8 protein-coding genes and 1 pseudogene are annotated in these 14,893 nt (G+C 66.7%); 2 read left to right on the plus strand and 7 right to left on the minus strand.

Annotation, left to right across the window (positions count from 1 at the left end):
• Positions 1-18: 18 nt before the first annotated feature.
• A complete protein-coding gene (locus BAY1663_RS03395; RefSeq protein ID WP_037037966.1) occupies positions 19-573 on the minus strand; it encodes a cytochrome b in 555 nt (184 codons plus the stop codon).
• Between the two features lie 165 nt (positions 574-738).
• On the opposite strand from BAY1663_RS03395, the gene BAY1663_RS03400 reads away from it, so the two are divergent.
• Together BAY1663_RS03400 and BAY1663_RS03405 are read left to right on the plus strand one after the other, a co-directional pair.
• Positions 739-2,145, plus strand: coding sequence for an adenosylmethionine--8-amino-7-oxononanoate transaminase (locus tag BAY1663_RS03400; protein ID WP_037037967.1), 1,407 nt, complete (start codon positions 739-741; stop codon positions 2,143-2,145).
• A 93-nt stretch (positions 2,146-2,238) separates the two neighbouring features.
• Positions 2,239-2,955 carry a 16S rRNA (uracil(1498)-N(3))-methyltransferase gene (locus BAY1663_RS03405; protein ID WP_037037968.1) on the plus strand — a complete coding sequence of 239 codons (717 nt, stop codon included), beginning with the start codon at positions 2,239-2,241 and terminating at the stop codon, positions 2,953-2,955.
• A gap of 232 nt (positions 2,956-3,187) precedes the next feature.
• Here the strand turns inward: BAY1663_RS03405 and BAY1663_RS03410 are convergent, their stop codons facing one another.
• The 6 genes and pseudogenes from BAY1663_RS03410 to BAY1663_RS03430 all read right to left on the minus strand — a co-directional run bounded on the left by BAY1663_RS03410 (position 3,188) and on the right by BAY1663_RS03430 (position 14,862).
• The gene (locus BAY1663_RS03410) at positions 3,188-3,661 is read right to left on the minus strand and encodes a chemotaxis protein CheW (RefSeq protein ID WP_037037969.1); all 474 of its coding nucleotides are present in this window, start codon (positions 3,659-3,661) and stop codon (positions 3,188-3,190) included.
• A pseudogene (locus BAY1663_RS03415) lies at positions 3,658-4,708 on the minus strand (chemotaxis protein CheB). The gene BAY1663_RS03410 and the pseudogene BAY1663_RS03415 overlap by 4 nt, the downstream one beginning before the upstream one ends.
• A complete protein-coding gene (locus BAY1663_RS25785; RefSeq protein ID WP_371257579.1) occupies positions 4,701-8,471 on the minus strand; it encodes an Hpt domain-containing protein in 3,771 nt (1,256 codons plus the stop codon). The pseudogene BAY1663_RS03415 and the gene BAY1663_RS25785 overlap by 8 nt, the downstream one beginning before the upstream one ends.
• A complete protein-coding gene (locus BAY1663_RS25790) occupies positions 8,468-11,875 on the minus strand; it encodes an Hpt domain-containing protein (RefSeq protein WP_371257578.1) in 3,408 nt (1,135 codons plus the stop codon). The genes BAY1663_RS25785 and BAY1663_RS25790 overlap by 4 nt, the downstream gene beginning before the upstream one ends.
• Positions 11,876-11,886: 11 nt before the next feature.
• Complete coding sequence (locus BAY1663_RS03425) at positions 11,887-12,753, minus strand: CheR family methyltransferase (protein WP_037038020.1); 867 nt, start codon at positions 12,751-12,753, stop codon at positions 11,887-11,889.
• A 60-nt stretch (positions 12,754-12,813) separates the two neighbouring features.
• Positions 12,814-14,862 carry a methyl-accepting chemotaxis protein gene (locus BAY1663_RS03430; RefSeq protein WP_037037970.1) on the minus strand — a complete coding sequence of 683 codons (2,049 nt, stop codon included), beginning with the start codon at positions 14,860-14,862 and terminating at the stop codon, positions 12,814-12,816.
• Between the last annotated feature and the right edge of the window lie 31 nt (positions 14,863-14,893).

Here is a 14,893-nt window from a genome sequence, read left to right on the forward strand (position 1 = left end):
TCTCCTGACGGACTTCGATTAACCATCCACGCGCCCGAACATGCGTTTGAGCGTCGTATCGTGATCGATGAAATGGTGTTTGAGCGCTGCCAGGGCATGCAGCCCCGCGAGAATCATCAGCGCCCAGGCGAGATATTCGTGAACCAGGCCGGCGATATCTTCCTGCCTGGGCAGGCCGCTGATCAGCGCCGGCACCTCGAACCAGCCGAACACGCCGATGGGCCGGCCGTCGGCGGTGGAAATCAGGTAACCCGAGATCATCACGGCGAACAGCCCGGCATACAGCAGGCCGTGGCCAAGCTTGGTCGTCAGCCGGGTCAGCGCCCCATGACTGGCCAGGGCGACCGGGCCGGGGCTGAGAAGGCGCCACAGCACCCGCAGCAGCATCACGGCGAAAAGCACGATGCCGATGCTCTTGTGGAGCTCCGGAGCGGTGCGATACCAGCTGCTGTAGTAGTTCAGGCCGACCATCCACAAGCCCAGGCCGAACAGGCCGAATACCGCGACGGCGACCAGCCAGTGCAGCAGGATGCTGGTCAATCCATAGTGGGTGGGGGAGTTGCGCCAGTGCATCGACCTGTTCCTTCAATTCGAAGGCAACTAGCCTAGCCCGTCATATATCGGTATAGAGCGCATTTTTTCGCTCTGAAACATCGAACTAGCCGATAGGAACTGCCCAACTCAATCGCGGCGGCGCACTTCTGCTAGGCTGCGCCGACACACTGCAAAGGAGCGACGATGAGCCTGAACGACAGCTGGATGCAACGCGACCTCGCCGTGCTCTGGCACCCCTGCACCCAGATGAAGGACCATGAACAGCTGCCGCTGATCCCCATCCGCCGCGGCGAGGGCGTGTGGCTGGAGGATTTCGACGGCAAGCGCTACCTGGATGCAGTCAGTTCCTGGTGGGTGAACGTCTTCGGCCATGCCAACCCGCGCATCAACCAGCGCATCAAGGATCAGGTCGATCAACTGGAACATGTGATGCTCGCCGGCTTCAGCCACCAGCCGGTAGTGGAGCTGTCGGAGCGGCTGGTCGCGTTGACGCCGGCCGGACTGGAACGGGTGTTCTATACCGACAACGGCTCGACCGGCATCGAGGTCGCGCTGAAGATGAGCTTCCATTACTGGCGCAACAGCGGCCGGCCGGAGAAGCAGCGCTTCGTCACCCTGAGCAACAGCTACCACGGCGAAACCGTCGCAGCGATGTCGGTGGGCGACGTCGCGCTGTTCACCGACACCTACAAACCGCTGCTGCTGGATACCTTCAAGGTGCCGAGCCCGGACTGCTACCTGCGGCCCGAGGGCATGGGCTGGGAAGAGCACTCGCGCGCCATGTTCGCGTACATGGAGCGCACCCTGGCCGAGTATCACCGGGAGATCGCCGCGGTCATCGTCGAGCCGCTGATCCAGGGCGCCGGCGGCATGCGCATGTACCATCCGGTCTACCTCAAGCTGCTGCGCGAAGCCTGCGACCGCTACGAGGTGCACCTGATCCATGACGAGATCGCCGTCGGCTTCGGCCGCACGGGAACGATGTTCGCCTGCGAGCAGGCCGGCATCACCCCCGATTTCCTCTGCCTGTCCAAGGCGCTGACCGGCGGCTACCTGCCGATGGCCGCGGTACTCACCACCGACCGGCTGTACCAGGCCTTCTACGACGACTATTCGACCCTGCGCGCCTTCCTCCACTCGCACACCTACACCGGCAACCCACTGGCCTGCGCCGCGGCGCTGGCGACGCTGGACATCTTCGCCGAGGACAACGTCATCGAGGCGAACAAGGCGCTGGCCGCACGCATGGCCAGCGCCACCGCGCACCTGGCCGAGCACCCGCAGGTCGCCGAGGTGCGCCAGACCGGCATGGCGCTGGCCATCGAGATGGTCCAGGACAAGGCCAGCCGCACCCCCTACCCCTGGCAGGAGCGACGTGGCCTCAAGGTCTACCAGCACGCCCTGGAGCGCGGCGCCCTGCTGCGCCCGCTGGGCAGCGTGGTGTATTTCCTGCCGCCCTACTGCATCACCGGGGAACAGATCGATTTCCTCGCCGAGGTTGCCAGCGAAGGCATCGACATCGCGACCCGCGAGACGGTGAGCGTGGCGGTACCGGCCGGCCGGTATCCGGGGTTTCGGGATCCGGGCTGACGGCAGCGGCAAGCTTCAAGAAATGCGGCCTGCGAGCCGGTCCACTGATGCTTTAGACTTGCCGCTTCCAACTTGCCGCTTACAGCTGCCCTTATGCGCCTCTCTCGCTTCTTCATCGATGCCCCGCTAGCCCTCGGCCAGCACCCGCTGCCCGAAGCAGCGGCTCACTACATCAGCCGGGTGCTGCGGCTGGCCGCCGGTTGCGCGGTGCAGTTGTTCGACGGCAGCGGCAGCGAATTCCGCGGCGTGCTCACCGACGTCGGCAAGAAGTTGGTGGTCGTCGAGTTGCAGGAACAGCTGCCCGGCCAGCCGGAGTCACCGCTGCGAATCCACCTCGGGCAGGGATTGTCGCGTGGAGAGCGGATGGACTGGGCCATCCAGAAGGCGACCGAACTGGGCGTCGCGCAGATCACCCCGATCGTCAGCGAACGCTGCGAGGTGCGCCTGAACGATGAGCGTGCCGACAAGCGCCTGGCGCACTGGCGCCAGATCGCCATCAGCGCCTGCGAACAGTGCGGCCGCTCGGTACTACCGGTTATCCATGCGCCACGCACCCTCGACGACTGGCTGAGTGTCGAAGCGGAACTGAAACTGGTGCTGCATCCGGTCGCCGCACCGCTGGCGAGTCATGCCAGGCCGCAGACGCTGGCGTTCCTCATCGGCCCCGAGGGCGGCCTGAGCGATGCCGAGGTCGAACGCGCCGGTGCAGCCGGCTTCCACCCCGCCCGCCTCGGCCCGCGGGTGCTGCGTACCGAGACGGCACCGGTGGTGGCGCTGAGCGTGGCGCAGCAGTTGTGGGGCGATTTCTAGAGACCACCAGACCTCGGGGCATGCAGCCTCACGCCAATTCTTGTTGGGCTTCGCTGCGCTCAACGCCAACCTACCCGTGGCACCGACAGGCGGAATCAGAGTGCAGGTTGGGCCGGGCATGTAGGTTGGGGCGGGCGGCGTTCCGCTGGGGAGCGCAGCGACGAAGCCCAACGCCTTCACGTCGGTCCCCACCCCCAGCGCCAACCGACCCACATGACCCCAACAGGCGGATTCAGATCAGCCCGGCATCCGCCAGTTTCTGCTCGAGCCCGACCAGGTCGGGAATCCGTGCCTGCACATCGCCCAGGTTCACCGCGTCCAGCTCCAGCGGCGCAAGCTCGGCCTCCGCCCGCGCCAGACTGTCGTCGACCTTGATCGAATGCGGGATCCCCTGTACCAGCAGAGCGATGAACTTGACGTGCTCGCGGCCGCCGATCGCGTTGAGCACGGCGACCCGCGCGCCATTGCCGACCGGCACCGGCTGACCGCTGGAAGCCGCCTCGAAGGACAGCAGCGGCAGGCTCAGGTCGCGCCACTGCACCTGGCCGAGCAGCCATGCCGGCGCCCCCTGCGCCGCCTGCGGCGCGCGGTAGGGAATCAGCTCGGCTACCGCCACGTTGGGCAGCAGCAGGGTGCGATCGGACAGGGGCACCAGCAACCCGGTGAGACTGCTCTGGCTATCCTGGGAAACAACCGATTGGCTCATGAAATATCCTGTTCGAGGAGCGCGGCGACCGGAGCGGCCTGCTTCGCGAGATGAATGACCAGGGCCTGCGCCAGCTCGCGCGGGCTACCGCTGAACGAGCTGTAGCCCCCTTCGCGCAGGGTGTCAGGCATGCTGGAACAGGCGCAGGAATCGGCGCGCTGGGTCCAGACCCGCCCGCCCTGGCGCAGGACGTAGGCGGCGGCAGCGCTACCGTCGCTGCCCATGCCGCTGAATGCGATGACGCCGCAGCGCTCGCCGAACTGCTGGGCCAGGTTGAGCATCATCTGATCGATCGAGGGGCTGTAGGGCTCCGGCCAGCAGCGACCGCTGAGCCGCAGGCTGCCATCGGGGGCGAAACAGAGTTCCTCGCCGATCGGCGCGATGATCACCTCGCCACAACGCACCGGCTCGTCCGTACCCACCTGCCGGACCTGCCACTGGCTGTGCCGCCCGACCGCCTGGGACAAGGCCGACTCGAAGCTGGCCTCGATATGCTGGGCATAGATGAAACCCAGCGGCAGCCCCCCGGGCAAGGCATCGAGAAAAGCCTTGACCGCTTCCGGCCCCCCCAGCGAGGCGGCCAGCAGCCAGACCTGGGCCGCGGGCGCACCGGCTTGCGATTCGCTGCCGGCCAGCGCCCGCGGCAATTCCAGCCGGGCGGGGCGCTGTGCCTCGCCCTTCAGCACTTCGAGACGGCCCCACCGCATGGGTGGAATCGCCGACCAGCCGCTTGAGCTTGCCGAACAGGCGCCGCTCCCAGCGCGGATAATGCTCCGAGTTGCGTTCGGGCGCGTGCCCCTCGCCGAACAGCACCAGCGTGCGGTCGCGCTCGAGCAAGGCATCGACCAGCGGCGAATCCTCGGTCTGCGCCAGGTCGACCAGCCAGAGGTCGGCCTCGGTGCCGTCCAGGTCCGCCGGTTCCAGGCGCCCCGGGTCATTGTTCAGCACGACCTGGTAGCCATTGGCGCTCAACGCCTGCTGCAACACATGGCGCTGCAGCGAGGTGTCGGCGAGGACCGCGATGCGAGCGGCCATGGCTTCAGTCATCGCTCTTGACCAGCCGTTGAATGGTCTCGAGCAGCAGCGACTCCTGGTACGGCTTGCCGAGGTATTCGTTGACGCCGATGCCCAGCGCCCGATCGCGGTGCTTCTCGCCGGTACGCGAGGTGATCATGATGATCGGCAGGTCCTTGAGGCGCTCGTCGTGGCGTACCAGAGTGGCCACTTCGAAGCCGTCCATGCGCGGCATCTCGATATCCAGCAGCATGACGTCCGGCTTGCGCTCCTGCAGCTGGGTAATGGCGTCGACCCCGTCCTTGGCGGTCAGCACGTTCATGCCGTTGCGTTCCAGCAGGCGGCTGGTGACCTTGCGTACGGTAACCGAGTCGTCCACCACCATGACCAGCGTCGGCCGCTCGCTCTCCACCTCGACGGCCTCCGGCGCCTGGTCGAGCAGGCGCGGCTGCTGCATTTGCGTCAGCAGGTGCGCATGGAGCACGCGGATGGTCGCCAGCAGGTCGAGAATCACCACCACGCGCCCGTCACCGAGGATGGTCGCGCCGGAAATGCCGTGGACTCCGGCGAACTGCGGGCCGAGGCTCTTCACCACGATTTCCCGCGAGCCGGCCAGGCTGTCGACCTGCACCGCGACGCTGTGCTCCTTCGAGCGCACCAGGATCACCGGCAGCGGCAGGCTCTGCCCGACCAGCTTGGGCTTCTGCCCGTTGTTCAGCAGCTCGCCCAGGTAGCGCAGCTCGTAGGCCTGCCCGGCATATTCGAAGCGCGGCGCGCCGGGCTGGTAGTAGGCTTCCAGCTCGTAGGGCGAGACCCGCACGATGCCTTCGATGGTGTTCAGCGGGATCGCATAGAGGTCCTCGCCGGAATAGACCATCAGCGCGCGGTTGACCGACACGGTGAACGGCAGGCGGATCAGGAAGCGGGTGCCCTGGCCCAGCGTCGACTCGATGCTCATCGAGCCGCCGAGCTGCTTGACCTCCGAGTGCACCACGTCCATGCCGACGCCGCGGCCGGAGATCTGCGTGACCCGCTCGGCGGTGGAGAAGCCGGCCTCGAGGATGAACTGCAGGACCTCGTGCTCGGTGAGATCGCTATCGGCGGTCATCAGCCCGCGCTCGATCGCCTTGCGGCGTACCGCGTCGAAGTTGATACCGGCCCCGTCATCGGCCAGGGTCAGGACGATATCGCCACCCTCGCGCGCCAGATCCAGGCGGATGCGCCCCTGTTCGGGCTTGCCGGCGGCGCGGCGGCGCTCCACCGACTCGATGCCGTGGTCCACCGCGTTGCGCAGCATGTGCTCCAGCGGCGCGACGATGCGCTCCAGCACGCTGCGGTCCATCTCGCCGGTGGCATTGCCGACGAGGAACTCGACCTGCTTGCCCAGCTCGCCGGCGACCTGCCGAACGATCCGCCGCAGCCGCGGCACCAGCCGTTCGAACGGCACCATGCGCGTGCGCATGAGGCCCTCCTGCAGCTCGGTGTTGACCCGAGCCTGCTGCAGCAGCAGGGTTTCGGCGTCACGGTTGCGCGCCGCCAGGGTTTCCTTCAGGTCGAGCAAGTCGGAAGCCGACTCGAACAGCGCCCGCGACAGCTGCTGCAATTGCGAGTGGCGGTCCATTTCCAGCGGATCGAAGTCGTCGTAGCCGGCCCGCTCGGCTTCGGCCTGGTAGCGGCTGAGGATCTGCGCCTGGGTCTCGGTATCCAGCCGGCGCAACTGATCGCGTACACGCTCGATGGTGGCTTCCATCTCGCCGAGGGTGAAGCCGACGTCGCTCACCTGTTGTTCCACGCGGCCCCGGAAGATCGAGGTCTCGCCGGCGAGGTTGACCAGCCCTTCGAGCAATTCCGCCGGGACCTTGACCAGTTCCTGCGGTGCGCGCCGCGCGGCGGCCTCCTGAGCGGCCTGCTGTGCCCGGCGGATGAACGGCAGTACCTTGGCCGGCGTACTGGTCGGCGCGGACTGGGTGCTGACCGCGACGATCGGCTGCTGCAGCGCCGGCGGCGCGCTCGGACGCGCCGGCTCCGGCTCGGCAGGCGCCTGCATGGGTTCATCGGCGCCGTCCACGGCGAGGCTCGCCCGCAGCTGTTCGACGTCCTTGAGCAGCGCGTCGTAACCCTGCTGTATGTCGAGGAACAGGCTGTCCGGCCAGGGCGCGCCTTGCAGCTGCGCCTCGCTCAGGCGCTGTTCCAGATCGTGCGCCAGGTTGCCCAGGGCGCTCTGCCCGGCCAGCCGCGCACCGCCCTTGAGGGTATGCAGGACGCGCAGCATGTCACCCAGCGGCGCGGCATCGTCACGCACGGCATCCCAGCGCCCGAGGGCCGACTCCATTTCCTCCAGCAGGTCATCCGCCTCCTCGACGAAGATGTCGAGGATCTCCGCCTCGGCGGCCGGCTGGGCGTCGTCCTGGGCCGCCTTCAGTGAAACGCTGCTGGGCATGCTCAGTCGTTCGTCGGGGTTGCTGCGAAAGCGGCGGATGGTTTCGATCAGGCCATCGCCGGCGGGTACGGCCTGCTGGTCGCGCACGGCCTCGAGCATTTCGGCCAGGCGGTCCTGGCACGCCTGCAGCAGGCCGAACAGCTCGGGGCTGGCGCGATAGTTGCCGGCGCACAGCCCCTCGTAGAGATACTCCAGTTCATGGGCCAGGTCGCCGATCTCGCGGATGTCGGCCATTCGCGCACCACCCTTGAGGGTGTGCAGATCGCGCTGCAGCGCCTCGAGCTCGAGGCTGTTGTCGACATCGGCCATCCAGCGCTGCAAACCGCCCGCGGCACTTTCGATGAGATCGAAACCTTCCTCGAGGAAGATTTCCACCAGTTCGGCGTCACGCTCGTCCGGCACCGCCTGCAACCCGACCTGGCCATCCGCCGCCGGCTCGGCCTCGGCGGGCGCCGGCGCAAGGTCAATCACCGGCGGTTGATCGTCCACCGTTTTTTTTTCGGGCGCCACCTCGTCGAAATCGATCGCTGAAAGTTCCAAGGAGCCGAACTCCGGCAGCGGCTCGTCGAGCTCGGCTTCGGCTTCGGCTTCGGCTTCGGCTTCGGCCGGAGCATCCACGATCCCGGCTGCGTCCGGCTCGCCCGACTCGCTGATTTCGGGCAGCGCGGCGTCTTCGGCTCGCCCCATGTCGACGGCGTCGAACGTCGACATGACGCCCTGGCGGAAGGCGCGCATCGACTCGATCAACTCGCCGGCGCTGGTCATCGGCTGCTGGCGCTGCAACTGATCGAGTTGCAGCGCCAGGTGATCGTGGCTGCGCTGCAGCAACGCAGCCAGCGGTGCGGAATGCGTATAGCGGCCGTCGGACAGCCCCTCGTAGAGCGACTCCAGCTCGTGCGCCAGGTCGCCGATCGGTCGGATGCCGGCCATCCGCGCGCCACCCTTGAGGGTATGCAGGTCGCGCAACAGCGACGAGAGCGCCAGTTGGTTGGCCGGGTCGGCCAGCCAGCGGTCCAGTGCGTGCCCCGCGCTTTCCATCAGGTCGACGGCCTCGTCGAGGAAGATCTCCACCATTTCCTGGTCGAGATCCTCTTCGTCGTCATCGATGGCAGCGGAGGCCTCGGTGGCCGGCCAGGCTTCGGCTTCGGCTTCGGCTTCGGCTTCGGCTTCGGCTTCGGCTTCGGCCAAGGAGTCTGCCATCGGCAAGGGGGCCTCGACGGCAGCCGGTTGCAGTTCTTCCAGCATCTCTTGCTCGAGCGCCAGCGGATCGACCGCCTCATCGAGCAATGCCTCCAGCCGAGCGACCAGTTCCGCCTGCTCGCTGACCTGCAGCGCCGCGGCCACCTGGTCCATCATGCCGACCAGCGCCTCATGGCCCTGCTGGACGTCATCGAAGAAGCGCTCGCTGACCGCCAGGCGCCCCTCCTCGACCACCGCATACAGCCGCAGCAACACCTGGCAGAGTGCATCCATCTGCGGCAGATCGGCCATCCGCGCGCCTGGCCGAGCGTGGTCAGCTCCTGCAGCAATGCGGAGAGCTCCTGACGCTCGGCAGGGTGTTCGCGCCAGCTGCGCAGCAGGTTCTCGGCATCCAGCAGGATGTCCATGCCCTCGGAGAGGAACAGGGCGATCATGCTCGGATCGCGCGTCTCGCCGGTCTCGTTTTCCTTGCGTGCGCCGGCCTCGGCCAGACGGGCCTGATGCAGGGCATGTACCCGCTCGAGAAATGCGGCCGCCCCCGCGATCGGCGCCAGCGGCTCATGCTCGAGATTGGCCAGGCCCTGGCGCAGCAGTTGTTCGGCGTCGTGCAGCAGTTCGGCTTCGGCCAGGTCCATCTGGATCAGGTTGGTCTTGAACTCCTTGACCATCTTCTCCAGTGGCATCGCGATCTCCGCCATCGGCAGGATGCCGGCCATGTGCGCGCTGCCCTTGAGCGTATGCAGGGCGCGCTGCAGGGCGTCGGTCACCGGCTGCGGCAGGCGCTGCGCGCAATCGGCGAGGAAGCTGACCAGCGTGCTCAGGTGCGCTTCGGCCTCGTTGCGAAAGATCTCCAGCAGTTGCGGGTCCAGCGCATCCTCGTCGGACACCGCCGCACCAGCACCAGGCTGCTCGGGTTTGGACGGCACTGTGCCGGCCGGCGGCGGTTGGATCGGCTGTCCCTTGGCCAAGGCATGTGCCATCGCGGCCAGGCGGTCGACGTCGTCGCGCTGGCGCTGGGCCTTGGCGGCGAATTCCTCGACCAGCTCCGGCATCAGCGCGACGACATCCTTCACCACCTGCTTGACCGGCTCGGCGGGCTCGATGCTGCGATCCAGCACGCGGTTGAGCAGGTTCTCGATGGACCAGGCCAGCTCGCCGATGATCAGTGCCCGCACCATCCGGCCGCTGCCCTTGAGCGTATGGAAGGCGCGGCGTACCTCGCCCAGCGCGTCCTTGTCCTCGGGGTTCGCGACCCAGGCGGGCAGGTGCTCGGCAATGGTTTCCAGAACCTCGGCGGCTTCCTCGATGAAGACATCCAGCAGGTCTTCGTCGACCGGCTCCTCGTCGGCAGGCGGCGGCAACAGGCTCGGCGGGACGTCCTGGGCCGGCGGGTTGATCGCCGCAACCGGGGCGGCCATGACCTGTTCCAGGCTGATCGTCGGCTCGGCGTCTGCAGGCTGCGTGGGCTCCGGCTCGGCGAAGGCTGGCAGGGTGACTTCCGGCAGCTCGAGCTCGGCGAACTGCGCCTCGCTCCAGTCAGCCAGCGCCGGCTCGTCGGGCTCAGCCGGCGCGGCAGCTTCGGCGATGCCTGGCCGCTCGGCCTGCGGCTCCTCGGGCAGGCTGAAAACGATCTCTTCCTCGAACGACTCGTCGGCCAGGTCAGTCGCCGGTTGGGCATCGACCGGAAAAGCCGCCGCTTCGAACGGCATTTCCGGCTCGGCGTAAAACGCCGGCTCCGCTTCGCTGGCGGCGGCTGACTCGAACGCCTCGCCGCTCGGCTCAGGCTCCAGCTCTTCGGGCAATACCTCGATCTCTTCCAGCGGATCGTCGAGCCCGGCAGCGGCCAAGGGCTGCATCGCTGGCGCCAGCTGCGCATCGCGCAGGGAATAGCCGAGGTTCTGCAGGCTCTCCTCGGCGACGTCGAGGATCAGGTCGCCCTGAGTACCGCAGTCCTCGCTCAGGCGTTCGAGGTAATACTCGACGCTGGTGATCGCATCGGCGAGCGTATCCAGGCTCTGCCAGTCGGGCACGGCCTGGTGCGCCAGCAGCTGTTCCTGGATGTAGCCGTTACACGCGCCGAGCAATGCCGCAGCACGCTCCAGCGGGATCATGGCGAGACCGCCGCGGGCCTGGGTGAGCAGTTCCGGCACCCGGGCCAGGTGCTCGTGATTCCATTGCGAGGCGATGAATTCGATGATCGCGTCCTTGGCCTGCTCCAGAGCGGTGCGCGCCTCACGGATCACCAGCTGGTGGATCTGCGCCACATCGGTGGTCGGCAGGTGGCTGTCTTCGTTGCGCTCCTCGGCTGGCCCGCCGACCATGCCGGCCAGCGTCGCCTCGACATACAAAAGCGCCCCGGCGATATCCATCAGCACGGCGTCGTCGGGCTCGCGCCGCCCCTGGGCCAGTGCCTGGACCAGGGCGATCTGGTCGAGCACGATCTTGCGCGGTTGCGCAAAGCCGAGCACCGCCAGGGTATCGGCGATCTGCTTGAGCGGCACTTCCAGGCCGGCCAGATCGGCGATGACCTTGCGATCGCTGCGCACGAACAGGTCGAGACTGTCCTTGACCCGAACCAGTTCCTCGCACAGCGCGGCCACCACCGAGCGCATCGCGCCACGGTCGGGTCCCGCCAGTTGGGCGCGCTCCTGATCGACCACGGCGCTGTCGGGCAGCGCGTCATCGAGCCGGTAGTGAGCCTTCAATGCCTGGATGCGCGGCGTCTGCCCCGGGGCCTTGGCGACATAGAACAGCAGGTTCTTGATCAGCTCGTCGGGCGCGGCCTGATTGAGGCCATCGGCGCCCTGTTCGACCAGACGCTTGAGCTGCTTGTCCACCTGGCGCAACAGCGTGCGCACCGAGGTGCCGTTGGCCACGCCACCACTGGCCAGGCCCTCGACCATGCCCGAGGCGATCTGCCACAAGGCGCCCAGCGGCGCGTCCTTGCAGAGCATCTCCAGACGGGCGAAGACGCGGGCCATGTAGCCCAGGTTGGTCGGCAGCTCCTGGTTGCGGATCACCCCCACCAGGGCGACCTGCAGCATCTGCCGCAGCTTGCGCAGCAGCACCGGCAAGCCCTCGGTACGCAGGCGCTCGACCGACTCGCTCGGCAATGCCGGGGTGCGCCCGGACAGGTCGGGCGAGAACAGGCTGGTTTCCGAAAGCAGCTTCTCGCCACGGGCGGCCCGCAGGTCGTTGAGCAGCGGCAGCACCACCATCGGCAGGTCGCGGCGCGCGCTCTGGATGCGGTCCAGATAGACCGGCATCTGCAGGATCGCCTGCATCAGCACCTCGAGCGCCTCGGCCTGGTTGGCCACGCGCTCGTCGAGCAGCGCCTGTGCCAGCTGTTCCATCTCCTCGGCGAGCAGTGCCGCACCGAAGAACTCGACCATCTGCAGAGTGCCATGGACCTGATGCACATAGGTCAGGCAGAAGCGCATCCGGGTCGAGTCCTGCGGATTCTCGACGAAGGCTTCCAGCGCCTGACGCGCCTGCTTAAGCGTTTCGGCAATCTCGCCTTTCACCCACTCCAGGGCGACATAATCATGCCGATCACCCATAGCGACTCCGCTCATAAACTTTTCCGGGTAAAGGCCAGAACCTGATCGTTGGCCACCGGCAACAGCTCCGGATGCTGCCAACCAGCCACTTCACCGACCCCGATCACCAGCAGACCTCCCGGCGCCAGGCGCTCGGCCAGGCGGTTGAGGATTTCGCGGCGACGCCAGCGGCGGAAGTAGATCAACAGGTTCTGACAGAAAATGACGTCCATGCCGGAAAGCGGCGCATTCGCCAGCTCCAGCACGTTGAGCCTGGCGAAGCACACGCGTGCGGCCAGGCTGGGCAAGACTTGAAAGCGATCGGGCAGCAGCGGCTGGAAATAGCGCTCGCGCAAGCCCGTCGCCACCTGTTCCAGCCGGCGCGCGCCATAGACCGCCGCGCGCGACTTTTCCAGGGCGCTGAGGCTGATGTCGGTACCGGTGACGCCGAAGCGGCCGGCAGCCTCGCCATCGCGCAACACCTCGGCGGCGGTGATGGCCAGCGAGTAGGTCTCCTCGCCACTCGAGCAGCCCACGCTCCACAGCGCCCAGGGGCGCTCCAGCGCGCCCTGTTCGAGGCGCTGGCGCAGGTAGCCTTCGAGCAGTTCGAAGGATGCCGGATGGCGGTAGAAACGCGTCTCCTGCACGGTCAGTCGGTCCATCAGCGTCGACCATTCCACCGCCCCGCGCGGGCCGGAGGTAACCTGACGATAGTAGCTAGCGTAATCGCGCACCCCGACTTCACGCATGCGCGCGCTCAGATTGGTCTGCAGAAACGTGCGCCTGCGCTCGCTGACCACCATGCCGGAGCGCTCTTCGAGAAGCGCCTGCCAGTCATGGAATTCCGCCGGCGACATATCGGCCAAGGGCTCCAATGCCCAGTCAAACCTCGGCTGCATGCCCTGCCCCTCGCGCATGATCATCGGCGGCAGCCTTCAGCGACTGCCGCGCTCGTCAAGTCAGGCCTGATCCTGAGCATCCGGCAGGGTAAAGCCGGAAACGGAATGGCGCATCTCGTTGGCCATCTTCGCCAGGTTACCGATGCTCTTGGCGGTAGCGGTGGTACCCGAGGAAGTCTGCGAGGTGATCTCCTGAATCACGTTCATCGTGTTGGAGATGTGGCCGGCGGACGACGCCTGCTGGCGCGCCGCGTTGGAGATGTTCTGGATCAGCGCCGCGAGTGTCTTGGATACCTTCTCGATCTCTTCCAGCGCCACACCGGCGTCCTGGGCCAGACGCGCCCCACGCACCACTTCCGAGGTGGTCTGCTCCATGGAGATCACCGCCTCGTTGGTGTCGGTCTGAATGGTCTTGACCAGTGCCTCGATCTGCTTGGTCGCCGCCGAGGAACGTTCCGCCAGGCGCTGTACTTCGTCCGCTACCACCGCGAAGCCGCGACCCGCGTCACCGGCCATGGAGGCCTGGATCGCCGCGTTGAGGGCGAGGATGTTGGTCTGGTCGGCAATGTCGTTGATCAGGCTGACGATGTCACCGATCTCCTGGGACGATTCGCCGAGACGCTTGATCCGCTTGGAGGTGTCCTGGATCTGCTCGCGGATGTTGTCCATGCCGGTAATGGTGTTGTGCACCACCTCGTTGCCCTTGTTGGCAATGGCTACCGAGCGCTCCGCTACCGCCGACGATTCCGCGGCGTTGGCCGATACCTGGTCAATGGAGACGGCCATCTCGTTGATCGCCGCCGAAGCGCCGGCGATTTCCTGCGCCTGGTGCTCGGATGCCTCGGCGAGGTGCATGGCGGTCGCCTGGGTTTCCTGGGCGGCACCCGATACCTGGACGGCGGTCTGGTTAATGGTGGCAACCAGTTCGCGCAGCTGGTCGATGGAGTAGTTGATCGAGTCGGCGATCGCACCGGTGAAGTCCTCGGTCACCGTCGCGGCCACGGTCAGGTCACCGTCGGCGAGGTCGCCGATTTCGTCGAGCAGACGCAGAATCGCGGCCTGGTTGCGTTCGTTCTTCTCGGCGGTCTCGCTCAGGCGGCGACGCGCCTCCTGAACCATGACCAGGCCGATCAGGATGATCGAGGCCAATGCCAGCGCGCCCAGCACGTAGCCGAGGATGGTATTGAGATAGCGGGCGTCCGCGCGGTTCTGCAGGCCTTGCGACAGGGCGGAGGTCTTGTCCAGCAGCGTCTGCGAAACCTCGAAGATGCTGTTGGCCGATTCGCGGACCTGGAACAGCTCCGGCGACGTTTCGAGAATCTCGTCCACCGAGCCGGAGACGAACTGGAACAGCTCGGCGATCTCGGCCAGCCGGTCCCGCGCTTCCGCGTCGGATACCGCGGTGATGCCCATCGCCACGTTGCCCTCGATCATCGCGTTCAATACGCGGCCGAACAGGCTGGCATCGCGACCGAACATGTCCGCGGCCTGTACCGAGTCCTGATCGCCGGACAGCACCTTGTTCACCGAGCCGAGAATACGTTCGGCCAGCAGCGATTGACGCTGGGCCACCGAGACCTGGGCCGCCGGGGCGCCACTCTCGAGCAGGATGTCGACGACTTCCTCGTACTCGACCTGCAGCTGCGGAATGGTTTCGGCCAGGGTGCTGGCCACCTGATGCAGCGAGAGAACGGTCTGCTCGCTGGCGAGAATGGCGTCGGTGTCGCGACGCAGGGTGTTCCAGTCCTGCTCCACCGCGTTGACCTCGGTGCTCAGCGACTCGGGCACGGCCGGCAGGCCGATGCTCTCGTTGCCCTGCGAGAGATAGCCCCAGCGCTGGTCGAACTCGTTGCGGGCCTGCTTCAGCGAGGCGAATGCCTCCTGGGTACCCGCCGCCGCTTCCACGGCGTCCTTGGCGATCTGCTGGGACAGAACGCGCAGCTCTCCCGCGTGAGCGATGTACTCGTTATCGTGGTCCGCTTGCGTGTTGACGTACGCGAAGTTCGCGAACAGCAGCACGATCGAAACGATCAGCACGATGAACAGACCGGTGGTCAGCGTCGTGCTGCGTACACCGCTCAACAAAGCATTTGCATTCATTCTTTTCATTATCCGGCCCCCGCCTGGACCTCCGTGCGCT

The sequence above is a fragment of the Pseudomonas sp. BAY1663 genome (assembly GCF_000582595.1).
Classification (GTDB): Bacteria; Pseudomonadota; Gammaproteobacteria; order Pseudomonadales; family Pseudomonadaceae; genus Stutzerimonas; species Stutzerimonas stutzeri_AF.